Here is a 25,323-nt window from a genome sequence, read left to right on the forward strand (position 1 = left end):
TGAACATTAAACAAAAATTAACTATTGTTTGAATAGTTTTATGATTCGGTCAAAATTCTAACCTTACTACAGATTTAAGAACTTTGCAGGGATCAAAAAAATTAATACTTTGTCTATACTATTAAACGGTAAAATATACAATGGAAGAAAATAAATCCCCCTCATTTCAAAACACCTTAGGCATGGTTCCTGGATCTGTGGTCTATGTGGGTAAAAAGCATAGCGGAGACCTATATGTAGATGTATTTGATTATGACAAAAACTTCTTCGACGAAAAAGAGTTGGATCAAATAGAAGAGGCTTATCCGTACATAGATTCTAAACCTATCACCTGGATCAATATTAATGGATTGAACCATACTGAGGCTATCGAAAAGTTAGGGACCCATTGTAATTTACATCCGCTCATCCTAGAAGATATTGCCAATACTGAGCAAAGGCCTAAAATAGAAGAATATCAGGAATATCTGTTCGTCGTCCTCAAAATGCTATACTTTGATGAAAACAATAAACTCTCTATTGAGCATATTAGTTTTGTATTAGGGGATGGGTATGTCATCTCATTTCAGGAAGCTGATGGAGATGTTTTTGAATCCATACGTAATCGTATCCGCTACAGTAAAGGAAGAATACGCTCCATGGGGGCTGATTATTTGTTATATGTATTAATGGATGCCGTGGTGGATAATTATTTCAATATCATAGAGGTGATGGGGGATAAGATCGAAGAGTTAGAAGATGATTTGTTTGAAGAACAATCTAATGACGATATTACTCACGAAATCCAACGTTTAAAAAAAGAAATTCTAAAAATACGCCGCGCTATATTCCCATTACGGGAAGTGGTTAACAAACTAGATAAAAGTGAACATCAATTGATAGACAAAAAGACGCGGTTGTATTTGAGAGATTTGTACGATCATATCCTACAGGTGCATGAAAATGTAGAAATCTACCGGGAGATGATTTGGGGGTTGATGGATATGTATATGACTACGATTAGCAATAAAATGAATGAAGTCATGAAAGTACTCACGATTATTGCTACCATTTTTATTCCACTTACTTTTATTGCGGGTATTTATGGGATGAATTTCGAGAATATCCCCGAACTTCATTATGAATATGGATATTACATTTTGTGGGTGGTCATGTTTGTTATTTTCTTTGGATTAGTATTCTATTTTAAACGAAAGAAGTGGTTGTAGCAAGATTTGAATCGTACCTTTGCCTATTTATAAACCTTATTCTATATGTTAGCATATAAGTTAGAGATATTCTATAGTATTATTTTAGTTGCCATCATGGCTATTGTTCTTTTTCTAACCAAAAGGGCGATTAGGCGATTTGGTTTTATCAAAGCTATAGAGATTAATCGTAGAAAGGTGATCTTTAATTTAAGTTACCTGGTGATCTACATCATTAGTATTTCGGTACTGGCTATTATCTGGGGGGTAGATCACAAGCAATTTGCTGTTTTTATCTCATCGGTGCTGGCTGTACTGGGAGTTGGTTTTTTTGCCCAATGGTCTATCTTGTCAAGTCTAACGGCCAGCGTTATTCTATTCTTTAGTCATCCGGTACGCATAGGAGATCGCATACGTATTTTGGACAAGGATTTTGATTGGACCGGAGAACTCATTGATATTACAGGTTTTTATCTTTTCCTAAAAACAGATGATGGTAAAAATGTAACCATTCCTAACTCTTTGGTGATGCAAAAAGGAATTGAAATATTAGGAAAAAAACCGATTATCATCGAAGAAGAAACATAATATTCTTACTAAAGAATGTAGTATCTTTTAGTTGTCAAGGGCTCAGGAATTTCCTGTTCGTGTAATAATTCTTTTAGATTAATTTCGATGGTTCTTCCTATTGAGGTCATAGCAGTATCTGTAGGCTTGTTTTCAAAAGGGTCTTGCATATTGAAAGCAATTTTCTCCAACATAAAAAATGGAAGTGATATAGCTACTAGGAGGGGAACCTCTATAAATCCCGCCAAGTCTGTTAATGACAAAGATAAAAGCACCAAGAACAAATAAATGAAAAACTTCAGCGTCAATCGATAAGATTTAGGAAAAACGGTATTCTTTATCCTTTCTGCCATGCCCATAGCAGCAGTTAAACGGCTTATGGTTTGATCAATTTGTATTTGCTGATAGCTGTTGATATGGTTTTGATCCAGTAAAAATTTGACATCCATTGCATGTAGGTTGATCAAATGAAGAGGAACATTTTTTAATGTCTTCAATCTTAATAATTCGTCTTCTGAAATAAAAGGTTCCAAATTTTCTGCAGGATCTTGTTTTCTTAAAGATTGGCCAAGACTATAACACCAAGCAATCTGTCTCAAACCTATTTTTCGGTGTATATGATGATCTGCCTTGGAGAAATTAAGTATTTGTATCATTAGGGTTCTGGAATCATTGACAATACTACCCCATATTTTTCTCGCTTCCCACCAACGATCATAGGATTGAGCTAATTTGAACGATAACAAGAGTGTAATAGATGTTCCCAAAAAAGCACCCAATGCAATAGGTAAGTTAATAGGTATGATATGAACTGAAAAAAAATGAATGATGGTAGCGAATAACGCAGTTATAACAACATCCCATTTAATCTTTTTTAAAGTATAGCTAAGAGGAATTCTTTTATTTAAAATCATTTCAAGTTCATATTTATCCTAAAAATAGAACTTTATTCTGAGATTACTTTTCCTTCAGTAGTAAATGCAAAACCTTGTTGGCCAGAAACCCCAACCATTACTCCTTGAAAAATAGGTTTCAGGTTTTTTTGTGCTCCCCAGGTTATCAAAAAGTTAGCGCCGCTTCCCCCAGAGGTATCTTCTTCTTCTATAACATATTCTATAGACTCAAGAGGTTTCAAGTAGATAGGAGATTGAATATATGAACGGACAAAAAGCCCTGAAGTATTGTAATAATCTACATTTTTGATAAATAGTGAATCTTTGGTACTAGTATTTCTAATGCTTAAAGTTGCAGTCAGTTGAAACCTAAAATCCTTTGTCTTATTATATATGTCAGAATAAATAGGAACATAAACCTCTTTTCGGACAGGGTATGAAAAACCATCATCTGAAGGAGGTAGTTTATTTTCTTTCAATATTCCTTGTTCTACTACTTTATTGGGATTTTGTTTTACACAAGCATAACAAAAGAGTAAAGTCAATAAAAAAAGAATAGGTCGTAAGGATAAAGAATTCATGGATGTTTTGTTGAATATAAGTTGATCTTAGTATACAAAAAATGGATCAATTCGTTAGCTATTTTTTCGTTTTTAAATCTTTATTAAGACTTGTGGTACTCCTAAAATATCTGTGACATTATGAACATTATTGACATCTATTTTATGAAATTTGATCATTTTAGAAAAAGTAAAAAATCACTCATTTTTGGTGAAAAATGTATCTTTTCGCAATAAAACAGCTTGTTTTTACGTGTTTTTTGAGTAAAACCGCCTTATTTTGAATATTAGTTATTATGTTAGATTTAACATTCCCCCCCGATGTTTAACAGTTCTTATGTTAAAGATTCTTAATCGAGGTTAAAGCCCGTTAAATGCCTTGACAAAATTCCCTATGCCTTTATATTGAAAGTGTATTGATGCTAGAACAACAGAGTTCTTAAAAAAAACAATTTCTTTTCTATTGCGTACCTGCAATTAGTTTTTAGCTGTTGAGATTCAATACATCTTTTTACTAATCTTTAAAATCATAGCAAATGAATTATTTGAAAATGAATGATGAAAAACTATTACCTGTTGTCATGGAATTAAACACCTTGTTGGCAGACTACCATATGTATTATCAAAAATTAAGAAATTTTCACTGGAATATTTTAGGAAAGAACTTTTTTGAATTACATCAAAAATTTGAAGAGTTATACATAGACGCCAGAGCCAAAATAGATGAAATTGCCGAGCGTGTTTTGACCTTACGATATCATCCCATCTCTAAGTATAGTGATTACTTGCAAATAGCTACGGTAAAAGAGGTATCTCCCTTAAAAACAGATCAAGAAATGGTAAGCGAATTGATAAAAGACCATTCCAAAATATTAACCCAAATGAGAGTTGTAATTTCTCATGCGCAAAACGCTGGAGACGAAGGTACTTTGGATATGATGGGAGGATATATAAGGGAACTAGAAAAATATAGTTGGATGCTATCTGCTTGGAATAAAGAACCCAAAGAACACTTGGATACCAGTATGATTCAATCCTAATATTAATGCAAATACCAATACCAAAAACCAATACTTATGAATTCAGAAATAAATTCCTCAGTAGGAATTGTAACCAACAAACTACAAACATGGGCAGATAGTTTTATTAATAATCTTCCAAACATTTTGGTAGCCATTATTGTACTATTAGTCTCCTATATCATATCCAGGTTTGTTTATCGAGTAACCTTGAAACTTACTCACAAAAGAATAAAGCAAACGTCAATTTCAAAATTAGTTGCCCGATGCACTGCGGTATTTGTGGTATTGGGAGGTTTGGTACTAGCGTTGTCTGCACTGAACTTAGGAAAAGCATTGACCAGTATTTTGGCGGGTGCAGGAGTATCGGGATTAGTAGTTGGATTAGCACTTCAAGGAACGTTATCAAATACGATATCAGGAATAGTATTGTCGTTTAGAAATAATATACAAGTAGGGAATTGGATAGAAACTAATGGGTTTGCTGGAGAAGTAATTGACATTAATCTCAACTACTTTGTATTAAAGGAAGCAGATAATAATGTAGTGGTAATTCCTAATAAACAAATACTTGAAAACCCTTTCAAGAATTATTCCCTAACTACCAAAATGAGAGTATCGATTATATGTGGTGTTGGTTATGAATCCGATCTAGAAGAGGTACAAAAGCTCACAACAAAAACAATTCATGCGTTTTTTGATCAGGAGTCTATTGATAAACAGATAGAATTCTATTATACAGGATTTGAGGACAGTTCTATCAATTACCTCTGTAGATTTTGGATTGAGGGTACAAGTGGATTAGATCGATTGAAGGCAAAAAGTAAGGCGATTATTGAACTTAAGAAAGCTTATGATGCAGCGGGAATTACTATTCCTTTTCCAATCAGGACATTACATTTTAGTCCGCAGCACTCTATAAAAAACTTAAATCAACTGGAAGCATTCGCTACAAACTGAAAGTAATACGAAAACCGTACTCAATAATAACATTATAAAAACAACAACAAATGAAATTTAATATAGATTATAAGAACACAGTATTCACTTATATATTAGTTACAATGCTATCAATTCCCCTTAGTTTTTTACAGGCTCAACATACAAGCACTTCGTTGGAAACTGAGAAAAAAAAGGAGACGGTGGTCAAGGATGGTGACGAATTTATTTATAAACAATTTGAAGTAGAGTCTGCCATGCAACCACTGATATTAACTAACGACAATCGTAGCTCTAATAAAATAGATCAAGTGTACGCCGAAGAAAAGGTGACCAAAGTGGTCATGTTGGATAACGACCAGGACAAACAATATGATCAAATAATTACACTGAATTATGATCGCCCAGAGAACAATTTCTATGATTTTCAATTTACTGCAAAAGGACTTGAAGTTTCTTTACAACATAGAAATACTACAATTGAAAAAATAGATCGTATAACAGCTAATAAATTAGAAAACAAACAATTAATAGATCAAAAAGGAGTCTATCAACTAACATTTAGTAACGGTCAAAAAGAAAAAATTTCTGTAGAGGCTTATCAAATTCTATAAACAATAGAAAAATATTGGGGTCGATTGCGCGACCCCAATATTTCATTAAACAAACTATTTCCTAAAACCTAAATACAAAACATTATGAAAAATTTCAAAAACAGATTGTTTGAATCCATTGGTATTATGGTAGCGGCTTCGATGATTCTGTATGTTATCACTGTAGTCTTATTTCTAACCCTTTAAAACAGTTATTCAATGAAAAAGAACAATAAAATACAAAGGCCAGGATTGCAGAAGAAGTATTTCGGGAGCAAAAGCTTTTTAAGAAAACTAAAACGAAGAACAGTACAAAATCAAATAATAGATCGCCAAAAATAATAAGCAAAACCATGTCTTACAAAAACGGAATAGCGCTAGAAACCAAAACCTCCAAAAAACTAAGAAACGAAATAGATCGTTGGAAAAATCAACAAAAGGCTCGGAAGTGTACGGATTTTTCTGATATGTCGTATTGGGAAATTAAAACCACCAATACCGCTTTATAATGTGTCAAATCATTAGTCAACATAATCGACTAATGATTTTTTATTTAATCCAATCAAAGTACTTGGCTGTAATATTTTCCTTTTCCGATTCCAAAAAATCTATAAATGCCTGTGCTACAGGAGATAATTTTTTTCTTTTTAACCATACCAAATTCCACTGCGTTCGAATCGGCAATCCTTTAAAAGGAATAATGGTAATATCTCCATTGTTTAAAGAATTTTTGATACCAATCATTGGCATGATAGAATAACCAAGTCCAGCAATTACAGATTGTTTTAAAGCTTCGTTGGATGTGAGTTCTATTTTCTTTTTTACTGGTAAATTTTTTCCCTCTATAAAAGCCTCCATAGCCTTACGTGTTGCAGATCCTCGTTCTCTATATAATAAGGGTTGTTCGGTAAAAATGAGTTCTTTTTTTCCAGTCCTTAATTTTTCTCGTTCTGCACCACCAACAAGATATAAACTATTGATTACCAAAGGAAGTTTTATCAAATCGAGATGTTCTGGTAAAACCGATACCAAAGCAAAGTCAACCTTATTCTCTTCCAGATCCTCAACCACTTTTAGCTTATTAGTTACATCCATTTTAAAATCAATTCCTGGATGTGCATTTACAAAATCAGATAGGTAATAAGGCATCACGTATTTTCCTGTTGAAACTACCGATATCGATAGTTTACCGGCTAACTTTCCTTGGAACTGATTAATCTTATGATCTATAGTGGATACTTCTTCCAGTATTTTTTGTGCAGCTTCGGCAATTTCTTTCCCAAAATCAGTGACATACAGCTTACGACCGATAATTTCTGTGAGCGGTAAAGGGAATTGATCTTGAAACTTTTTGAGCTGAATGGACACTGCAGGTTGTGTTAAGAACAACGATTCTGAAGCCTTGGTAATACTACCTTTTTCAACGATTTCCAGAAAAATCTGAAGTTGATGCAAAGTATAATTCATAAATAAACCTTATGATTTTTATTACAAATATAAATAAAAATATATGGTTTATACTCCATAATTTTACACCGAAAAATAAAATCAATTATCAAAACAAACATTATGGAAACCGATATCAAATTAGCTTCAAAAGCGATACAGGTACAAAATGAAAAATCCATATTCACCTTAAAAGTCAATAAGGTAAGGCTGTATGAACGGGTAAAGAATTTGAGTTTGATCGCATTCTCCTTGATTTACGCTACAGCAATTTTTGCCAGTTATACTTCTCAAAGCGAGCTCACTGGTGAACTTTTGATAGTGGGAGTTATCCTGTGTCTTATCGCTTTTATAGCTTTTCATCCTAAAAATCAATTTAAATCAAAAACTAAATAATTATGGTAAAAACAGAAGTTTTACACAAGGTACAATTAGTAGATGGAGTATTTACTGCTTCAGAAGCTGCAGATGTGATCAATGGTTTGATCAGAGAAAAAATCAATTTCCACAAGTTGCACAGACTTTCTTTGTGTGAGGGTAATATTAACAGTGATACCCAATATGATGACAGTAGAGTACAAGAATTACTTCAGGAAAAAGAAGATTTTAAAACGATTCACAAAGAAGCATTAATCGCTGGCAAAAGAGTGAAAATTAGCGGTGTGCTAGAAATAGAAGTTATTGATTAACAAACGCAAAGCATTGAATTTCAATGAACTTACATCTTTTGGTCGATAATTTAACGAATCCGGCCTTATTATTTTTCGTGTTAGGAATTATGGCATCTCAAGTTAAGAGTGACCTCAAAATTCCACAAAATTCCTCTAAATTTATTTCATTATATCTCTTGCTCTCCATTGGTTTTAAAGGCGGGCAAGAGTTAGCCCACAGTGAGTACAGTGTAGATATTACGTATGCTATCATCGCTGGAATGTTGATGGCATTACTAGTACCCTTGTATACATTCTTTATTTTAAGATTGAAATTTACTGCAGATAATGCGGGAGCTATTGCAGCAGCGTACGGGTCTGTAAGTGCAGTGACTTTTGTAACTGCGGTTAGTTTTTTGGAGATGGAGCAAATCGATTTCGGGGGGCACATGGTTGCCGTAATGGCTTTAATGGAAGCTCCTTCGATCATTATTGGAGTATTTCTTTTGCGTATATACTCAAATGGTAAAAAATCCACCAAAGAACTGTTAGGATTAGTAAAACATGCGGTTACTAATGGTAGTGTACTGTTAATACTAGGTAGTTTAGTCATTGGATTTATTGCTAGCGATGCCCAGGCTGAAGGAATTAAACCTTTTACTACAGATATTTTTAAAGGATTCCTGGCTGTATTCCTATTAGACATGGGGATAACCAGCGGACGGCAAATAGGAGCACTGCTTAAAAAAGGGTGGTTTGCGTTCCTGTTTTCTATCGTAATTCCGTTAATTAATGGGATATTGGTAGCCAAAGTATCGGGATTGTTTTTAGAAAATGTTGGGGATCGTTTCTTGTTAGCGATTCTAGCAGCAAGTGCATCCTACATAGCAGTACCTGCAGCCATGCGTATTGCGGCACCAAAAGCCAATCCAAGTTTATATTTACCTATGGCTTTGGCGATTACATTTCCGTTCAATATTACATTGGGAATGCCAATTTATATGTATCTGATTCAAAGCTTTTGACACAGCATACAATCCTACTTAAAATCAATGAAAGGACTGGTAAAAAAATATACGCTTGGTTGTCTGGATCCTTTGTACCGGGATATTATCCGGCATCAAGGTTTATCTGAACGACTAGAAAATTGCCAGTCCTTATTGTACCGCACTCAAGAAGATATTTGTCTGCTCAGTTTCTTGGGGAATCATAGAAAACACAAGCGTTTACTGAAAGCGATTAAAGCTGAAATACACCTAATTTACAAGCTCTTAGAATAGGGTAATTAACAAAATATTATCGATTTATTTTTGATCTTCTCTTTTAATTAATGTGCTAATATTGTAGATTTGTTTAACAATATTTAGTAATGGTTAAACAACAAGATAAAAGATTATGAATGAACTTTGTACCATTAGTGTGGGTAGAGATCGCCTTGAAGACAAATACACTTTTTTTAAAAATGGTAGGATACAGCACAGTTATGATGAGAGTATCCTTAATTATGGGTTAATGGAATGGGTAAAACCTGGAGAAATTGACAATATCATTAAACGGAGAATATTAAAAAATTGCCCTAAACCACATAAAAAGGAGGTCAGACAAATACTTGCATTCAACCTAAGACTAAATTGATTTTCCACGCTTTAATATGCTATGATGGACAAAGAAAATTACAAAATTCATATTGTTGGTGCTGGCGTTAGCGGCCTTGTTGCGGCAAAAGTTTTAGAAAATCACGGGTATCACCCTGTCATTATTGAAGCTTCAGACAGGGCAGGAGGCAGGGTAAAAACAGATCAGATAGAACAATACCGATTGGATCATGGTTTTCAGGTGTTGCTTACAGCATACCCTTCAGTTCAAAAATATCTAAATATTGATAGTTTAGGACTGGAATCCTTTCTACCAGGTGCACAAATTTTTAATAATGGAAAAACTACGATTATCGGAGATCCTGGAAGAGATATCTCACTACTTCTACCTACGATAACCTCTTCGGTGGGTAACTTCTCGGATAAACTGAAGGTATTACGGCTAAATCGGATATTAAAAAGAACTCCTATTACTGATTTGTTTAAAGAAGAGGAACAATCCACCTATAATTTTTTAGTAGAATTTGGATTCTCTAAAGCAATGATTGAACAATTTTTTAGACCTTTTTTTAGTGGGATCTTTTTAGAGCCAGATTTACAAACATCATCCAGAATGTTTAAGTTCATCTATAAGATGTTTGGTGAAGGCAATGCTGCAATTCCTAAAAATGGAATAGAAGATATCGCAAAGCAGCTTGTCGTGCAATTAAGAGCAACTTCTTTCATGTACAACACGTCTGTAAAACAGGTAGAAGAAGGTAAGATTTATTTGGCAGATGGTGATAACTTGGAAAGTCATTTTACCATTATCGCTGCGGATCCCAGTCCTATTGTAAAAAATCTCAGAAACCAAAATACAGTCTGGAAGAGTTGTGATACCTTATATTTTGAAACTGATAACAAAGTAATCAACAAACCCCTAATCGGGCTAATCGCAGATGCAGAGAGTTTAATCAATAATATTCATTATCAAAGTAATACCGATAGCAAATCAGTACTGTCTGTGACCGTAGTAAAGGAACATCATCTCCAGGAAGAAGAATTGATTACCCAGGTAAAAACTGAATTGAAGAAATTTTGTAATATAGAAACAACCCGTTTCTTGAAAAGGTATCAAATTAAACAGGCACTGCCTGACTTAAGTAATGTACAATATGAGATGTTACCTTCTGAAACCAAACTAAACTCTAGAGTCTTTTTGGCAGGAGATCAGCAACTCAATGGATCTTTGAATGCGGCAATGATCTCAGGCGAAAGAGCAGCTATGGGAATAGTCGATACTCTAGAAAAAGGTTTGATCGTAGAGGAGTTTACTTCAGAGTTTAATTAGTATCTGTTTTGGGGCCCAGGTATCGTTTTAAAATACCGCCTTTGATTCGATTCACATCATATTCCATAATAAATGCATTGGGGTCAATATGATTAATGAGCCGGTTGATTTTACTGATTTCCATACGGTTGATTACCGTGTGAATGACTTCAAAATCTTCAATTTTCCCACTATTTCCAAATCCATTGACTCCTTTATAGATGGTCATTCCAGCTCCTATTTGCTCTACAATTTCTTGTTTGATCATAGTACTCTTACTGGATACGATCATTACTCCTATAAAATCTTCAAAACCTTCAATAGTAAGATCCGTAATCTTTGCAGTTACTAGAAACGTTAAGATCGAATACATGGCCACTTCTTTTGAAGCAATAATTGCAGTAATAGAAAACAGCACAAAATTGAAAAGTAGGATCACTCTACCGATACTGATTCCGAATCTATCATTAATATAAATAGCCAAAATTTCGGTTCCATCTAGAACTGCTCCATTTTTTACCGTTATTCCGATACCCAGCCCTAGAAACAGCCCTCCAAATATGGAAATCAGAAGTTTATCATCAGTAATGGTTTCAAAGGTTTCAAATTCTATCATAATAGCCAGGGTAACAATAGCTATAATGGACTTTATCACCATAGTTTTTGATATAGAGAAAAATGCCAAAATCAAAAAGGGAATACTTAAGGTAATCAATACCCAGGAAATGTTGATATCAAAATTAGAGTTAATGAGAATCGCGATACCAGTAACTCCACCATCTAAAAAACCATTGGGAAGAAGAAACGCTTTTAATCCAATACTAGCGAGTAAGATCCCTATAAAAATTTGTATATACTCAGATATTAATGATTTAAACATAAGTGATGGTTTAAAGATGAAAAAAAACAGGTTCAAACTTTTACGCTTGAACCTGTCTTACAGTGTAGACTAGAATTCAAACTAAAAATCTGTATTGAGAACATCTAAAATAGATGAACGAGGAATTTCAACAAAATAATTTCCTGAATATACTGGACAAATGATACAATCATCAAAGTAAAACTTAATCGTACTTTTATCGATAACGAAATTATCTTTATATGTTAAGAAAGTATCATACTTCAATTCCTGACATTGTTGGTAATTATCATCATTTTCTATCTTTTCTTTCAGGGCTTTACTAACCAATTTAAAAACCTCTTTTTCTGCACCTGGGCGAAACATGGATTCAAAAGATATAAAAGCTCCCTTTGCAGGATCAAAATTGAGTGTTTTGAATAAGTAAGAATACTGATTCTCTTTGGTATAGTGATTTGCTTTATACAAAAGTACGCTTAGTACTTTGGGATTGTTAGCATATACTTTATAATCAACCAAGCGTTTAAATCGCTCCGTATTATCATATCCAATCTGGCAAGAAAGTTTTTGTTTATTAATGATATCTTTTACTGAAAGCTTATAATCCAAGTATTGATCAGTGATAAAATCATTAAAAACTTTATAGGATGGGTTCTGTTTAGTATCCATGACCGGATATCGGTAATCGATAACATAATTATCTTCGTTTTTGTAAAAGGACTTTGTGGTCACTTTGTTTTCTAAAGCTTTGTTATCAGAATTAACGGTATTGTTGACAAGTGTAGTCGTTGCTTTGGCTTCTAAATGCTTCTTTTCTTTTATCTCCAAAAGATGATCTGCCAGGAGTGCAGATTTCTCTTTTTTACAAGATCCAAGGGTAAAAACAACTGAAATTAAAAAAGTTACGAGTAAGTTGGATGTATTTCTCATATGTATAGGTTTTAGGCTTATCCTTTTAATCATTTCCTTATGCAAATGATCTGTTTTTCTGGTGCAAAATTCTACATTCTTTATCATATATTTTTATTTATATTTTTAATTTAAAACATAAATAAAATTTATAAATAAGCTAAGGCTTTGTTAAATCCATAGGCCATTCATATTCATAAATTGGACATTTTTACTTCGTTATTTTCGCTCATTACAGTGGGAAAGAGGGTTCCGATAGTAATACTTTTAAAAAAGATCTTATTGTGTTGTTTTTCAATATGTTAAAACGATCATAAAATTTATATTTCATAAATAAAGATTATATATGTAATAATAAATATAAATGATAACTTATGATTTTTGTTTCCTAACTTTATAGTATAATTCTAAAACTCAAATAGAAATTATGAAGATGAATAGATGGTTTTTTTTGTTGTCAATATCCTTATTAATATGTACAAATTGTGCGGTAATTCGTCCAGGTGAAGCAGGAGTAAAGCAGACTCTTGGGAAATTTTCTAATAAGGTGTCTACCCAGGGTACAGTATTTTATAATCCTTTTACTAGCAAAGTAATCAAAGAATCTACGCAGACGAACAATATTAAGTTGATTTTGAGCCTCCCCAGTAAAGAAGGATTGAGCGTCAATTCAGAGATTTCTATTCTATATCGACTAGAGCAGCACAAAATTCCAAGTGTACTAGAAAATTTGGGACAAGATTACGAATCTATCATTACTAGTGTTTTTAGATCCGCATCCTCAGACGTTTGCGCTAAGTTTTTTGCCAAAGATATGCACTCAGGAATGAGAGCTACTATAGAGGAAGAAATCAAAGCTAAAATGAAAGGAAATCTGGAAAAACAAGCCGATGGAATTGAGCTCATTGCCGTATTGATGAAGAGTATTCAACTGCCTTCGGGATTAGCGAGATCTATAGAGCGTAAACTGCAGGCAGAACAGGATGCCATGCGTATGAAATTTGTAATTGAACAAGCCAAGCTAGAAGCGGATAGAAAGATTATAAACGCAAAGGGAGAAAGAGATGCTCAGAAAATATTATCTGAAGGATTAACTCAGGAAATCATCAAAATACGAAGTATAGAAGCTTTTAATAAGCTTTCTGAATCTCCAAACAGTAAAATTATACTTACCGATGGTAAAACACCATTTCTTATTGATACAGAAGATTAATATAAATAAAAACTACGATCATGATATTATTACAAAAAGCAATAGAATTTGAAAAAAGGAGTATGGCCAGGATGACAACTAGTGATAGAGTTTTAGCTTCACGAGAAGCAAAATCTCTGGTGCTCAAAATCAATGAAATTTACAAAAAAACGAAGGACCCAAAACTAATGGATATCATGAAATTAGTAACTATAAAGAAGAAAAAAATAGATAAAAGATTAAAAGGTTTGGCTCCTGGTATCATTTGAAATTATAATGACAAAGTATAAGTATAAGTCAAAGCATATAAGAAAACCCTATAGAAACGTAAATATAATTAGAGAGTGATTTGTTTATTGATTTAGATGCGATGAAAAGGCTATTTATCCCCCCGGTAAATAGTCTTTTCTCTTTGTTGATCAAAGTAAAGTTTGTATGCCGAAAATGTACTGAAAGCATCGTTAAAAGCTGTTAAAACAATAGGAAAAAAGGAGGATTATTGCTATCTTTAAGTACATGCTCCTAATCTAAAATAAACAAATCAAAGGTGTTTAAAATTGATGGTTTAACAGTTAAAAAATTAGGATATGAGAAAGTTATTTTTTGGAATTCTGATCGTCGATATTCAGAAGTTGAGAGACCTTATAATTAATTTACCTTCAGCGTGCAGATATGTGATGAGTAAATAAAATGATAAATTACTGCTAAGAATAAAAGGCCTGGATGTAAAACAAACATCTGGGCTTTTTTATACTATGCTTCGCTTTTTTAATCAAAGTTGTTTCTTGTACTCATTGGGAGTCATCCCTTCTTGTTTTTTAAAAACCCTAAAAAAGGTAGACTTAGAAGCAAACCCACATTCTAGGGCCAATCCAACCAGATCATAATTTTTATGTTTTTCATCTTTCAGCAACCTTTTAAATTCTTCTATTCTTAACCGATTGATATACTCAATAAAAGAACCTTTGTTTGTTACTCCTAGATAATCTACAATATCTTTTTTCTGAATATCAAAACGTTTAGCAAAAGAAACTACAGTGATAGTAGGGTCTTGATATAGTTTTTGATCAATCAGCTTGTGGTTAAGTAAATAGCTTATCTCTTCTGTGTTCGTTAATAGGTTTTTACTTAACAAAGGATCATTAGGAAACAATAACCTGCGAATAAAGCGCAGCTCGGTAAGTGCATACAAAGAAAAAACGTAGGTAATAAAAAAGAAATGCAAGTACACGATATCCTCTGTGTATTCCAGAATCAATGCATATAAGTTTGTTGAGGCATTGGTAGTATAGAGTGCATCCCAGAAAGACTTCAACATGTCAAATGCTGGTGTAAGCAGCATAAAAGAGTATAACGAATAGAATAAAAACAGAAAACGCTTATAGACCTTTGGTTGAAGATATGATTTGAGGTAAAGTTTTAATGCTTTCCGGGTTAAAAAGAAGTAATACCAGAAAATAGCAATCCCAGCGATAAAAAATATGGGGACTTGTTGTTTGTCGAATGACGGCCAGTATTCTGGAAAAAAATGTCGTATCACCAGTGAAGCTAGATAAACAATTGAAGGGATAGTCAAATGCTTGACGATGTAATTTGTCTTCAAATCTTCAATAATGCTTTTAAAATAAAACAATAGAAGAGCCGGAATAAAAAGCATCTTATCTGGTCCTAGCAAAATTCCCAGTAAGAAATGTTGCCTCCATGTTTGGTGAAATATGAAGTAGCAATACCAAAGGCCAAAAATTGCACAAATACTAGCCAGATAAATCGTGTTCTGATTTGATCTTTCGTAAAAGTGTAAGATAGAAACACCTATCAATTGAATGCCTAAAAAGCACAACATTCCGTCAAAAAATAACTCCATATAGCTGTGATATTTATAACTAGAACCGTTCTTAAATATATAAAATACAATAGTAAGATCCATTCAGCCATAACTCACCATTAATCGAATTCAAAAGTTGTCCCATTATTAGTTTTGGGACCTTTTTGAACAAATGCCCAATAAAAAAATGAGCTACTTTGGTGCCAATCAAAAATTAAATATGACCAATATGATGAGTTCCTTTATCAAGATGATGAATACCCTGTATTGCTTTGTAATCGCATTATGTATGACGAGTTGTACAAAAACCGACACCATTGAAAAAGAAAACTCTGTATACAAAGCATTACATTTTAAAGATCAAATAGAGGTATTGATCATTGGCACTTTTCATTTTGATCAGGAAACGAATTATGATGAATTGTCTGAAAAAAATCAACTTGAAATAGATCGGTTACTAACTGACTTAGAAAAGTTTGGTGCCACAAAGGTATTCATAGAAAAGTCTCCTCTTTATGATTCTGTTTATAATGCAAGATATCAGGAATACTTAACATCAGAGGAGTCTATTGACTCTCTGAGAAATGAGATTTATCAATTAGGATTTAAAATGGCAAAAAGATTACGGCATGATGCTATTTATCTTTTTGATAACAAACCTGATTTTATAGGGTCCCTAGAAGATTTTAGTTTTAGTTCTTTCGCCAAATATGCAGATTCCGTGGATACCCAATTCAATAAAAAACATCATCAGCAAATCTCAGAAGTATACACCTATAATGATAGCGTACGAAATTCTCTAGGGCTATACAATAATATTAAATCACTAAATAATGCAGAAGCCGCTCAGTATGATATTGCAAGAATGCATGCCATAGAAGTTAGAGTAGGAGTGGATCACAATTGGATTGGTGCAGATTGGTTAGGACGATGGTATCAAAGAAATATTCGAATGATGATGCACGTGCTTCGACAATCAGATCCAGGGGACAAAGTGATCCTTTTTGTGGGCTCTAATCACAAATGGGTGTTGGAACAATTAATGAAAAATACACCAGAGCTTCAAATTGTAGATCCTTTACTCTTTATTAAATAAAAGACAAAGACAGTACGAATAGGTTTTGTCCTTTTTGAAATTATAGAAAGAGATACTGACTTAAGTGTTGATTGCTTTCTGAATTTTATACCATTAATTACTACTCTGATGGTTCAAAGTCATTTTACGACGATTGAACAGAATTTTATTTCTTTTTTCTCATATCCTATCTAGATTTGAAACTATTATGAGTAATCTAAGTATAATCAAATCAGAATAGTATGAGTCCAGAACAAGTGTTTTCAATCGCCAATATGATGGCCATGCCCATGTGGATCCTAATGATCATTTTACCTAACTGGAAAGCAACCCGATTTTTAGTTGACTACAAAGTAATTCCTTTACTACTCTCAGTAGTTTATGTTATCTACATATTTCTTTCTATCCAAGGAGGTGGTGGATTAGATTTTGGGAGTCTAGGATCAGTAATGCAGCTTTTTACGGTAAAAAACGCAGTAATTGCGGGTTGGGTACACTATTTAGCTTTTGATCTATTAATCGGAATGTGGATGATCCAACAAAATCGTAAACTGAAAATTCATCCTGTACTTATGGCACCATGTCTATTTGCCACCTTTATGTTAGGCCCTGTAGGCTTTTTACTTTTTACCATCATCAAATCAATAAAAAATCAAAAAAATGAACAGGTTTAAGAATATATTACGAGAAGTAAAGGCAAGCAGCCCTATTTTGTACGGTATTGTCATGTTACATCTCCTTATGGCTATAGGATGTATCATTGGACTTATTGTTGATGATCGTACCCTTGTTGGAGTCAACATATGGATCAAGCCCTTGAAGTTCTGTCTCTCTGGAGGGATCTATATATTCACCGTTGGTTATCTGAATACACTATATCCATATTCAACCAGAAGAAAAAACATCATTAATAATATCGTTTCCTGGACATTAGCCATAGAAATCGGTATTATCGTGATGCAAGCCGCTAGAGGAGTACAATCTCATTACAACCAAAGCTCTTTGCTTGATGGATTATTATTTGCTGCCATGGGAATATTAATAGCCATAAACGTGCTGATTATGTTTATGTATGTCATCGATACGTTACGTTTAAAAATGAAGGTGGACCGACCGGTACAATGGGCTATCTTGATGGGATGGATTGTAGTGATTGCCGGTAGTTGGGTAGGAGGGCAGATGATTGGGCAATTGTCTCATAATGTGGGTGTGCCTGATGGAGGAGCAGGCTTACCACTAGTAAATTGGAGTACAGTGGGAGGTGATCTTCGTGTAGCACATTTCTTTGGATTGCATGGTATACAAATAATTCCGTTATTCGCAGTATGGGTGGCTTCCAAAAAGAAACTACGTCTCAATAAACAATTCCTTGCAGTACTTGTTTTTGGAGTATTGTATGCAAGTTGGATAGGGTTTACTTTTTATCAGGCATCGCATGCTATTCCGTTACTTAAATTATAGATATCAATAATGCCCAATACCAAAAAAGAGCGCATAGAAATTCTAGGTTTTGATGATCGCTGGTTTATGATTATCGGCATTTTCGTACTTAGCTTTATTACGGATTATTTGTTTAGTAATTCCTTTAGTAGATATCCGTTACCGCAGGCGATCATTAATTGGGGAGTGTCCTTGTTTTTCTCCACTTTTGATTGGATTATCATGCGTAAGCTGTTGATCTTTTTAAGAAAAACATATCCTTCGTTAAAAGATAATTTGAAACGCATTCTTATCTTTTTCATAGGTATCATAACCACGGTAATTGTATTGGACACCTTGGGAGGAATTCTACTCTCTTGGATATTTGGAGTGCATTATAACCCAATGGGGCGATCAAAAATTATCTTACCGGTAATTTTGATTAGTACCATGACCATGGCGATCTACGAAGCTGTTTATTTTTTGATTCGACTCAAAAAATCGATTCGTGAAGAAGAGCAAGCCAAACAGATTGCAGTGCAAGCGCAACTGGATACACTAAGAAATCAAGCACAGCCACACTTCTTATTTAATAGCTTAAATACGCTACGCGATATCATCGACCAAAATTCTAAAGAAGAAGCAAAAGACTTTGTGGATAAGCTGGCGGATATCTATCGCTTTATTTTAGAATCGGGATCGGTTAATCTGGTTACGCTACATGATGAATTAAAATTTGCAGAGGCGTATATTCATATTCAAAAAGAACGTTTTGGCACTAATTTGCAAGTGCATTGGGATGTACCCGATACTGTAAAAAATACTATGATCATACCGATGAGTTTACAACTATTATTAGAAAACGCTATCAAACACAATGTAATATCCAAAGCAAAACCCCTAGAAATTACTGTTACAGCTGATCATAATCATTTAGTGGTGTCCAATACTATCCAAACAAGATCTACAAAGTTGGCATCTACTAAATTAGGGCTAAAAAACATAGAAAAACGATATGGACTAATTTCAGAACAATCCCTGACCGTAGATCAGTCAAATGGAAAATTTAAAGTAAGTTTACCATTACTATCTTCTGCAGAACAAAAAAAGTAATCATGCAAGTACTAATCATTGAAGATGAACCTAGAGCAGCAAGACAATTGCAGTCATTATTGCAAGCATGCAATTTTCAATATCAGTTGCTAGAGATTATTGATAGTGTAGAAGAAGCTGTGCTATGGTTTCAAAACCAAATCATCCCAGATTTGGTTTTTATGGATATACAATTGGCAGATGGCTTGAGTTTTGAAATATTTCAACAGGTAAGGGTAGAAGCACCAATTATTTTCACCACAGCTTTTGATCAGTATGCCATTCAAGCTTTTAAGGTAAATAGTATCGATTATTTGCTCAAACCAATTCAGAAAAATGACCTCGCTCGGGCATTAGATAAGTTCAAGAGTTCAAATACTTCAAACACCATTGACCCATCTATAGTACACCAATTGTTGCAAAATATGCAACAAGGTAGCGGAAGGGAAGGGATATTGGTCAAAGACGGTAAAAGTTTTGTGCAACTCAAAATAAAAGATGTGCTATATTTTTATTCTGAAAATAGCATCACCTTTGGAGTAACTGCTACGAAACAATACATTGTAGACGAAACCATTGATCAATTGTATGAAACCTTGGATCCAGAAATGTTTTTTAAGATTAATCGTGGCCAATTAGTTGTCAAAAATGCTATAGAGCGCATAGATCCTTATTTTAATCATCGTGTAAAACTTACCGTTACCAAAGCAGAGGAACAGGAGTTTGTGGTAAGCAGACAACGCACTCAGGATTTTAAGGACTGGATGAACCGATAAAATTACTTTAATAAAAGTTTAACGAAAACCATTTTGAAACGATCGGTCTATTATTATATATTTGCAAAGTAAACGAACGGTCTAATCATGGCAAAACACGATATCAATAATATTTTAGAGAAGGGGATAGAGCTATTTCGCCTCAATGGGTATCACAATACGGGAATACGGGATATTCTTAAAGCATGTGATATGCCAAAGGGTTCATTCTATCATTCTTTCGAGAGTAAAGAGGATTTTGTGGTAAAGGCTATTTTGCATTTTGAAGAGATCATAGGTAAAGACTTTGAAAAAAACTTATCAGACGAATCCTTATCCTATTATGATCGAATCAGAAATCACTTCAATATTCATATTGATTGGTATACAGAAAAGGACTTTAAGGTTGGTTGTTTATTAGGAAATCTAAGTACAGAAGTAGCCGGAACCATAGATCCTGTGTCTAATGCAATATCGGCCGTATATGAGAGATGGAGCAGGGGATTAGCAGGTTTTATTGCAAAAGGACAAGAAGAAGGAGAGATTATTAAACATATTGAAGCCTTGGATTTGGCTAATTATCTTTTTGATAGCTTTAATGGTGCTTTAGGTAGAATGAAGGTAGAACGAAGTAGAGAACCGCTAAATCACTTTTTGAATATTAATATGACTTTAATAAAGAATGAGGATAAAATTACGGCAAATTAGATTTGCTATTTTTTTTATCATAAAAATAAACGAACGGTCTATTATTTTTTGATCTTCGAAATTAAATAACTTAAATTAAACGTATACAAATGACAACAATTGAAAATTTAAACTACGATGTAAAGACTATTGAAAACGCACCTGAAACTTCTAAAGAAGTGCTAGAGCAAGCTAAAAAAGCCTACGGTTTTGTTCCTAACTTATTAGGAACTATGGCTAACCATCCGGCTTTATTAAAAAACTATTGGGAGGGAAGTGCCAATCTTGGTGAAAACAGTACTTTAAGTGCTAAAGAACAACAGGTAGCTTACCTAGCAGCCAGTTATGAGAACAACTGTCACTATTGTATGGCAGCCCATACTTCTATTGGTCAGATGCATAAGATTGATCAATCTATTCTGGATGCCTTGCGTACTGGAACTCCAATTCCGGATGCACGGCTAGAAGCTCTTAGCCAATATGTAAAAGCTACTACGACTAGTAGAGGTCGTGTTTCTCAAGAAGATATCAATGCATTTCTTGAAGCTGGCTTTACGCAAGAAAATGTATTAGAAGTAATTACCATTGTGAGCTTAAAAGTAATGACTAATTACATCAATTACGTAGCACAAACCAAGGTAGATTCAGCATTTGAGCCAAATGCCTGGGAAAAATTAATGGTATAGTAATAACAAAGGGTATAAGAATAACTTGTGGGATATCTAATTTCATATAAGTTATTCTTACCCTAATCACATCCAAAAAAATGGCATTAGTACAATCAAATATGATGGAGTTGGGCACAAAAGCTCCTTCATTTATATTACCAGACACCGTATCAGGGAAATCAATTTCCTTGTCAGACATAAAATCGGATATCGCTACTGTAATAATATTCATATGTAACCATTGTCCCTTTGTACATCATATCAATCACAAATTGGTAGAAATAGCTAACGAATTTCAAGCCAAAGGAGTGCAGTTTATAGCAATTAGTAGTAATGATGTACAGTATTATCCACAAGATGGACCAGAAATCATGAAACAAGTGGCAGCAAAAGAAGGGTATTCCTTTCCGTATCTATATGATGAAACACAAGATGTAGCAAAAGCATACCAGGCAGAATGTACACCCGATTTCTTCGTGTTTGATGGAGATTTAAACCTTGCATATAGAGGGTGATTTGACGAAACCCGCCCAGGTATGGGAAAAGCCACAGGTAACGAATTAGTGAGTGCACTAACTGCACTAGTAAACCATACCGAAATCGTATTGGATCAGAAACCCAGTATGGGATGTAGCATTAAATGGAAATAATATAACAGATAACAATCATAATCAAAACTATTAAAACGATGAAAAGAATAATTGTAACACTAGTATTTGTAGTAGCTTCAACGTTAGCTACTGCACAAACCGCAAAAGAAATTATTGCGCAATCTGTAGAGGCTATTGGCGGAGCCCAAAACTTCTACAACAAAGGAACTGTATCCTACGACTACGAATATCGTGCTCCAAAAGGAGAAAATGCAATTACCTTGGTAGGAAAAGAAACGTATATGTTTGATGGCGAACGTTCTTACGCCACCTATACAACACACAGTCTTACTGGCGCAAACGGTAAAGTGGTGGAAGGATATAACGGAACAGATGCATGGGTAACTTTTGATGGAAAAGTATCCGATGATCAACAAGCTAATGGCGTAGCCCGATTTTTAAGGAAAACGAATTATTATTGGTTCGCCATGTTCTTTAAATTGGCAGATAATGGAGTAAACCATGAGTTATTAAGTGATCAAAAGGTAAACGGTAAAGACTACAAGCGAGTTAAAATTACTTTTGGCGATCAGGTGGGAGATGCTCAGGACACCTACATCATATATGTAAATAAAGAAACAAAGTTAATTGATCAGTTCTTATTTACTGTGGTTGGGTTTGGTATCTCAGATCCGTATTTGATGACTTTTGATTACGAAACCATCGACGGAATCAAAATACCGACAAAAAGAAAATATATTGAAGCAGATTGGGATGGTAACGTGAAAGGAAAAGCGTATTACATTACAAATTGGACCAATATTCAATTTGGTATTGATGTGGACAAATCCCTTTTTGAAAAACCCTAATTTTTTAAAACCAACTAAAGACAAAACCAAAAAAAATCAAAAGTCTAAACAAGGCTTTTGATTTTTTTAGTTGTAGTCATTTCAAAGATAATGACTGCTATTTTAAGTAATCTATTGGATCCAGGTATTTTCCTTCATGTCGTACTTCATAATGCAAATGGGGTCCAGTGGATTTTCCGGTATTTCCTAAATATCCGATCACATCACCTTTTTTAATGGTTTGTTTTTCTTCGGTATTAAAGCCGTCAAGATGCGCATACCAGGTTTCATATCCATCTGCATGTTGGATGACAATTAAATTTCCCCAATTACCTTCTAATGATGCTTTGGCAACCACTCCATCAGCAGTAGCCAAAACAGGTGTTCCAACACTACCTCTTATGTCTATCCCTCTATGAATGATGCCTTCACCAATTTTGAGATTATTTCGTTTATGACCATAATGAGAGGTAATGTCCTTTTCAGTCCCATTTTGTACTGGAAATAGGGAAGGAGGAATATCATCACTTAATTCTATAACCATTGTTTTGGTAATAGGCACCTCGTTTACAATAGGTTTCGAAAATGCGGAAACTAAAAATACGCATACCAGTACTAAGAAAACATACTTTAGTTTGGTAAAAGGGCTTGATTTGGTTTTTGTAATCATATCTATTCGTTGTTTTAAGATTGGATGTTTGAAATAATTATAAGTGTGATTTGGATTGGAAATATCAATTGTACGCAACAATAGCTCCAGATACTCAGATGGTTTCCCTTGTTGATGAATCACCTTTTCGTCTGCTTGATATTCATGAATGGCTTTTAAAGACTTTCTAAACAAATAGGATAAAGGATTGAACCAAAATATCGCAATAAACAATTCAAGAAAGATCAAGTCAACAGAATGTCTAAAATGGATATGAGCTTTTTCATGAGCAATAATCAAGGGGTCACAACTATTTTTGGGTAAGTAAATTGTATTAAAAAAAGAAAATACCTGGGATACATTTCCCACTACTAGTTCATATCCTGTTTTTTGCTGCTTTATGGATGTTCTTTTTAGTACCACTAACTTTCGTATACTTATATACACCCTTAGCAAACACGCTAGAAGTCCTAAACCGTATAAGAAACCTACGATCAACATGTAATTGACGGATGGTGTTGTGGGAGAAGGTTCGATAACGGTAACATTCTGAGGCATGTAGTGATGTACCTCTTCAAAGACAGGAACTTCTATTAATGAATTTGTAAAAGAAGGAACTGCATCGTTGATCAACGGTAACAGAAAGGAAATTGGAATCATCCCTAATAGTATAGCCCGATTCAGTGCATAAAAAGTCAGTTTTCTTAAGATAAGAAGATAACATAGGTATAGTACAGAAAAGACTGCGGTTACTTGTAATATATATAAAATCAAACTATTCATTCTTGTACTTTAGTTGTTCTATTTTTTCCTCGATCATTTTTTTCATCTTTTCTAATTCAGTAAGATTAAGATCCTCATCTGAGGCAAAAAAAGAGGTAAACTTACTAGCAGATCCACTAAAAAAATTACCAACCAATCCTTTCATATGCTTTCTGAAATATACCTCTTTAGAAATAGCAGGGTAGTACTGTCGTATCTTACCATAAGTATCAAATTTTAGAAATCCTTTTTTTACTAAAACTCTTACCACAGTGGATATAGTAGTGTATGCGGGTTTTGGTTCAGGAAACTGATCTACAATATCTTTTAGGAATACTTTTTCAAGTTTCCATACGTATTTCATCACCTGTTCTTCGGCTTTTGTTAGTTCATTCATGGGACAAATATAGAATTATTTTTCAATATAACTATATTTATAGTCACAAAACTACAATTATAGTAATTGAACTATTTATATAGTAACCGTTACATCTTCAAATAGAGTATACCAAAAGGGTAGCGGTATATACTAACATCATTACTATATTAAGTAAAAAATAGAGAGTGATATAATTAAATTCCTAATGAGGATTTTATTTTAGGAACATTCAAATTGTTAAGAAGTTCAACAAGATTAGGATACCATTTTTCATGATAGCCAAATTGAGGCTGTCTAAACTCTTTAATGGCTCGTTCTTTTGACCAATTATCAAAAACAATTCGATATGCTGCAGAAACTACTCCTGTACGATCCGATCCATGCCAGCAATGGATAAGAATGGGTTTCTGTGCGTCATTAATAATTTGTAGCGCATTAATGATATCCTCTTCGTCGATTTCTGCAGCTCGTAAGGGTAAACGCTCTAGTTGCAGTTGGGTTTCTTTTGCCTTATGAGAATTTTCTTTTAAACGTCTAAAATTAAGTACAGTTTTAATCCCATAATCTTCTAATCGTTCAAATTCATTTTTGCTAGGTTGCTCAGATCGATATACATCATCACTTATTTTATATAAGTTTTTTAAACGTTTGACAGTTACTTTTTCTGCTACATTAGATTGCGCAATACATTGAAAAAAAGAAATGAATACTAGAGAAATAAGAACTATGATTCGCATGCGACATTGATTTATAACAAAGATATTAAGTATTGTAAGGAGTTCATCTTGAAAAACGATATTGTTTGAACATTTTTTAGTCATCAAACTAGAGCATCATCTAATCCAAAAACTGCATA

The 25,323-nt window shown here is 33.7% G+C and carries 33 protein-coding genes; 24 read left to right on the top strand and 9 right to left on the bottom strand.

Features of this window, described 5'->3' with window-relative positions; genetic code table 11:
* Window positions 1-140 precede the first annotated feature (140 nt).
* Window positions 141-1,208: a magnesium/cobalt transporter CorA gene (gene corA / locus ACXAGJ_RS01905; RefSeq protein ID WP_474836608.1), complete on the top strand. Its 1,068-nt coding sequence runs from the start codon at window positions 141-143 to the stop codon at window positions 1,206-1,208.
* A 45-nt stretch (window positions 1,209-1,253) separates the two neighbouring features.
* Window positions 1,254-1,775 carry a mechanosensitive ion channel domain-containing protein gene (locus ACXAGJ_RS01910; RefSeq protein ID WP_473279768.1) on the top strand — a complete coding sequence of 174 codons (522 nt, stop codon included), beginning with the start codon at window positions 1,254-1,256 and terminating at the stop codon, window positions 1,773-1,775.
* An 8-nt stretch (window positions 1,776-1,783) separates the two neighbouring features.
* On the opposite strand, the gene ACXAGJ_RS01915 is transcribed toward ACXAGJ_RS01910, so the two are convergent.
* On the bottom strand, window positions 1,784-2,668 hold the full coding sequence (locus ACXAGJ_RS01915; protein WP_474836610.1) for a bestrophin family protein: 885 nt from the start codon (window positions 2,666-2,668) through the stop codon (window positions 1,784-1,786).
* Between the two features lie 32 nt (window positions 2,669-2,700).
* Window positions 2,701-3,228, bottom strand: coding sequence for a DUF3124 domain-containing protein (locus ACXAGJ_RS01920; RefSeq protein ID WP_474836612.1), 528 nt, complete (start codon window positions 3,226-3,228; stop codon window positions 2,701-2,703).
* Window positions 3,229-3,743: 515 nt separating this feature from the next.
* Between ACXAGJ_RS01920 and ACXAGJ_RS01925 the strand changes: the two genes are divergently transcribed.
* The 5 genes from ACXAGJ_RS01925 (at window position 3,744) to ACXAGJ_RS01945 (ending at window position 6,267) form a co-directional block, all read left to right on the top strand.
* Window positions 3,744-4,247 carry a ferritin-like domain-containing protein gene (locus ACXAGJ_RS01925; RefSeq protein ID WP_473279774.1) on the top strand — a complete coding sequence of 168 codons (504 nt, stop codon included), beginning with the start codon at window positions 3,744-3,746 and terminating at the stop codon, window positions 4,245-4,247.
* A gap of 36 nt (window positions 4,248-4,283) precedes the next feature.
* Window positions 4,284-5,186: a mechanosensitive ion channel family protein gene (locus ACXAGJ_RS01930; RefSeq protein ID WP_474836615.1), complete on the top strand. Its 903-nt coding sequence runs from the start codon at window positions 4,284-4,286 to the stop codon at window positions 5,184-5,186.
* Window positions 5,187-5,236: 50 nt separating this feature from the next.
* Window positions 5,237-5,779 (top strand): hypothetical protein, encoded by a 543-nt coding sequence (locus ACXAGJ_RS01935; protein ID WP_474836617.1) that lies wholly within the window; start codon window positions 5,237-5,239, stop codon window positions 5,777-5,779.
* 198 nt (window positions 5,780-5,977) lie between these two features.
* The gene (locus tag ACXAGJ_RS01940) at window positions 5,978-6,100 is read left to right on the top strand and encodes a hypothetical protein (protein ID WP_280174014.1); all 123 of its coding nucleotides are present in this window, start codon (window positions 5,978-5,980) and stop codon (window positions 6,098-6,100) included.
* 11 nt (window positions 6,101-6,111) lie between these two features.
* A complete protein-coding gene (locus tag ACXAGJ_RS01945) occupies window positions 6,112-6,267 on the top strand; it encodes a hypothetical protein (RefSeq protein ID WP_170864535.1) in 156 nt (51 codons plus the stop codon).
* 40 nt (window positions 6,268-6,307) lie between these two features.
* On the opposite strand, the gene ACXAGJ_RS01950 is transcribed toward ACXAGJ_RS01945, so the two are convergent.
* Entirely contained in the window at window positions 6,308-7,225 is a 918-nt protein-coding gene (locus tag ACXAGJ_RS01950) for a LysR substrate-binding domain-containing protein (protein ID WP_474836620.1), read from the bottom strand.
* A gap of 102 nt (window positions 7,226-7,327) precedes the next feature.
* Between ACXAGJ_RS01950 and ACXAGJ_RS01955 the strand changes: the two genes are divergently transcribed.
* The 6 genes from ACXAGJ_RS01955 to ACXAGJ_RS01980 all read left to right on the top strand — a co-directional run bounded on the left by ACXAGJ_RS01955 (window position 7,328) and on the right by ACXAGJ_RS01980 (window position 10,779).
* A complete protein-coding gene (locus ACXAGJ_RS01955; RefSeq protein ID WP_073313679.1) occupies window positions 7,328-7,600 on the top strand; it encodes a hypothetical protein in 273 nt (90 codons plus the stop codon).
* A gap of 2 nt (window positions 7,601-7,602) precedes the next feature.
* Complete coding sequence (locus ACXAGJ_RS01960; protein ID WP_474836622.1) at window positions 7,603-7,893, top strand: hypothetical protein; 291 nt, start codon at window positions 7,603-7,605, stop codon at window positions 7,891-7,893.
* Window positions 7,894-7,916: 23 nt separating this feature from the next.
* Complete coding sequence (locus ACXAGJ_RS01965; protein ID WP_473279784.1) at window positions 7,917-8,879, top strand: sodium-dependent bicarbonate transport family permease; 963 nt, start codon at window positions 7,917-7,919, stop codon at window positions 8,877-8,879.
* A gap of 27 nt (window positions 8,880-8,906) precedes the next feature.
* Window positions 8,907-9,134: a hypothetical protein gene (locus ACXAGJ_RS01970; RefSeq protein WP_474836624.1), complete on the top strand. Its 228-nt coding sequence runs from the start codon at window positions 8,907-8,909 to the stop codon at window positions 9,132-9,134.
* A 115-nt stretch (window positions 9,135-9,249) separates the two neighbouring features.
* On the top strand, window positions 9,250-9,489 hold the full coding sequence (locus tag ACXAGJ_RS01975) for a hypothetical protein (RefSeq protein WP_073313687.1): 240 nt from the start codon (window positions 9,250-9,252) through the stop codon (window positions 9,487-9,489).
* A gap of 21 nt (window positions 9,490-9,510) precedes the next feature.
* Window positions 9,511-10,779: an NAD(P)/FAD-dependent oxidoreductase gene (locus tag ACXAGJ_RS01980; RefSeq protein WP_474836627.1), complete on the top strand. Its 1,269-nt coding sequence runs from the start codon at window positions 9,511-9,513 to the stop codon at window positions 10,777-10,779.
* On the opposite strand, the gene ACXAGJ_RS01985 is transcribed toward ACXAGJ_RS01980, so the two are convergent.
* Window positions 10,772-11,638, bottom strand: a complete 867-nt coding sequence (locus ACXAGJ_RS01985; RefSeq protein ID WP_474836629.1) for a YitT family protein — start codon at window positions 11,636-11,638, stop codon at window positions 10,772-10,774. The two genes, ACXAGJ_RS01980 and ACXAGJ_RS01985, sit on opposite strands and share 8 nt — an antisense overlap.
* An 81-nt stretch (window positions 11,639-11,719) precedes the next feature.
* Window positions 11,720-12,547: a DUF3298 and DUF4163 domain-containing protein gene (locus ACXAGJ_RS01990; RefSeq protein ID WP_474836631.1), complete on the bottom strand. Its 828-nt coding sequence runs from the start codon at window positions 12,545-12,547 to the stop codon at window positions 11,720-11,722.
* 412 nt (window positions 12,548-12,959) lie between these two features.
* On the opposite strand from ACXAGJ_RS01990, the gene ACXAGJ_RS01995 reads away from it, so the two are divergent.
* Together ACXAGJ_RS01995 and ACXAGJ_RS02000 are read left to right on the top strand one after the other, a co-directional pair.
* Window positions 12,960-13,739 carry a prohibitin family protein gene (locus ACXAGJ_RS01995; RefSeq protein WP_474836633.1) on the top strand — a complete coding sequence of 260 codons (780 nt, stop codon included), beginning with the start codon at window positions 12,960-12,962 and terminating at the stop codon, window positions 13,737-13,739.
* 20 nt (window positions 13,740-13,759) lie between these two features.
* A complete protein-coding gene (locus ACXAGJ_RS02000) occupies window positions 13,760-13,987 on the top strand; it encodes a hypothetical protein (protein ID WP_073313713.1) in 228 nt (75 codons plus the stop codon).
* A 503-nt stretch (window positions 13,988-14,490) separates the two neighbouring features.
* On the opposite strand, the gene ACXAGJ_RS02005 is transcribed toward ACXAGJ_RS02000, so the two are convergent.
* A complete protein-coding gene (locus tag ACXAGJ_RS02005; protein ID WP_474836635.1) occupies window positions 14,491-15,582 on the bottom strand; it encodes a helix-turn-helix domain-containing protein in 1,092 nt (363 codons plus the stop codon).
* Between the two features lie 148 nt (window positions 15,583-15,730).
* On the opposite strand from ACXAGJ_RS02005, the gene ACXAGJ_RS02010 reads away from it, so the two are divergent.
* The 9 genes from ACXAGJ_RS02010 to ACXAGJ_RS02050 all read left to right on the top strand — a co-directional run bounded on the left by ACXAGJ_RS02010 (window position 15,731) and on the right by ACXAGJ_RS02050 (window position 22,698).
* Window positions 15,731-16,639, top strand: a complete 909-nt coding sequence (locus ACXAGJ_RS02010) for a DUF5694 domain-containing protein (protein ID WP_474836637.1) — start codon at window positions 15,731-15,733, stop codon at window positions 16,637-16,639.
* Between the two features lie 221 nt (window positions 16,640-16,860).
* Window positions 16,861-17,292: an ABA4-like family protein gene (locus tag ACXAGJ_RS02015; protein ID WP_474836639.1), complete on the top strand. Its 432-nt coding sequence runs from the start codon at window positions 16,861-16,863 to the stop codon at window positions 17,290-17,292.
* Window positions 17,279-18,079: a hypothetical protein gene (locus ACXAGJ_RS02020; RefSeq protein ID WP_474836641.1), complete on the top strand. Its 801-nt coding sequence runs from the start codon at window positions 17,279-17,281 to the stop codon at window positions 18,077-18,079. Before ACXAGJ_RS02015 ends, ACXAGJ_RS02020 begins: the two co-directional genes overlap by 14 nt.
* Window positions 18,080-18,088: 9 nt before the next feature.
* A complete protein-coding gene (locus ACXAGJ_RS02025; RefSeq protein ID WP_474836643.1) occupies window positions 18,089-19,150 on the top strand; it encodes a sensor histidine kinase in 1,062 nt (353 codons plus the stop codon).
* Between the two features lie 2 nt (window positions 19,151-19,152).
* Window positions 19,153-19,905: a LytR/AlgR family response regulator transcription factor gene (locus tag ACXAGJ_RS02030; protein WP_474836645.1), complete on the top strand. Its 753-nt coding sequence runs from the start codon at window positions 19,153-19,155 to the stop codon at window positions 19,903-19,905.
* Between the two features lie 87 nt (window positions 19,906-19,992).
* The gene (locus tag ACXAGJ_RS02035) at window positions 19,993-20,592 is read left to right on the top strand and encodes a TetR/AcrR family transcriptional regulator (protein ID WP_474836647.1); all 600 of its coding nucleotides are present in this window, start codon (window positions 19,993-19,995) and stop codon (window positions 20,590-20,592) included.
* Between the two features lie 89 nt (window positions 20,593-20,681).
* Complete coding sequence (locus tag ACXAGJ_RS02040; protein WP_474836649.1) at window positions 20,682-21,257, top strand: carboxymuconolactone decarboxylase family protein; 576 nt, start codon at window positions 20,682-20,684, stop codon at window positions 21,255-21,257.
* Between the two features lie 80 nt (window positions 21,258-21,337).
* Window positions 21,338-21,754, top strand: coding sequence for a thioredoxin family protein (locus ACXAGJ_RS02045; protein WP_474836651.1), 417 nt, complete (start codon window positions 21,338-21,340; stop codon window positions 21,752-21,754).
* A 173-nt stretch (window positions 21,755-21,927) separates the two neighbouring features.
* The gene (locus tag ACXAGJ_RS02050; RefSeq protein WP_474836653.1) at window positions 21,928-22,698 is read left to right on the top strand and encodes a hypothetical protein; all 771 of its coding nucleotides are present in this window, start codon (window positions 21,928-21,930) and stop codon (window positions 22,696-22,698) included.
* Window positions 22,699-22,795: 97 nt separating this feature from the next.
* Here ACXAGJ_RS02050 and ACXAGJ_RS02055 read toward each other — a convergent pair whose 3' ends face one another.
* The 3 genes from ACXAGJ_RS02055 to ACXAGJ_RS02065 all read right to left on the bottom strand — a co-directional run bounded on the left by ACXAGJ_RS02055 (window position 22,796) and on the right by ACXAGJ_RS02065 (window position 25,204).
* Window positions 22,796-24,109 (bottom strand): peptidoglycan DD-metalloendopeptidase family protein, encoded by a 1,314-nt coding sequence (locus ACXAGJ_RS02055; protein WP_474836655.1) that lies wholly within the window; start codon window positions 24,107-24,109, stop codon window positions 22,796-22,798.
* On the bottom strand, window positions 24,102-24,485 hold the full coding sequence (locus tag ACXAGJ_RS02060) for a BlaI/MecI/CopY family transcriptional regulator (RefSeq protein ID WP_474836657.1): 384 nt from the start codon (window positions 24,483-24,485) through the stop codon (window positions 24,102-24,104). Before ACXAGJ_RS02060 ends, ACXAGJ_RS02055 begins: the two co-directional genes overlap by 8 nt.
* A gap of 176 nt (window positions 24,486-24,661) precedes the next feature.
* Window positions 24,662-25,204 (bottom strand): dual specificity protein phosphatase family protein, encoded by a 543-nt coding sequence (locus tag ACXAGJ_RS02065; RefSeq protein WP_474836659.1) that lies wholly within the window; start codon window positions 25,202-25,204, stop codon window positions 24,662-24,664.
* Between the last annotated feature and the right edge of the window lie 119 nt (window positions 25,205-25,323).

The organism is Aquimarina sp. AWH4_224 (genome assembly GCF_056160245.1).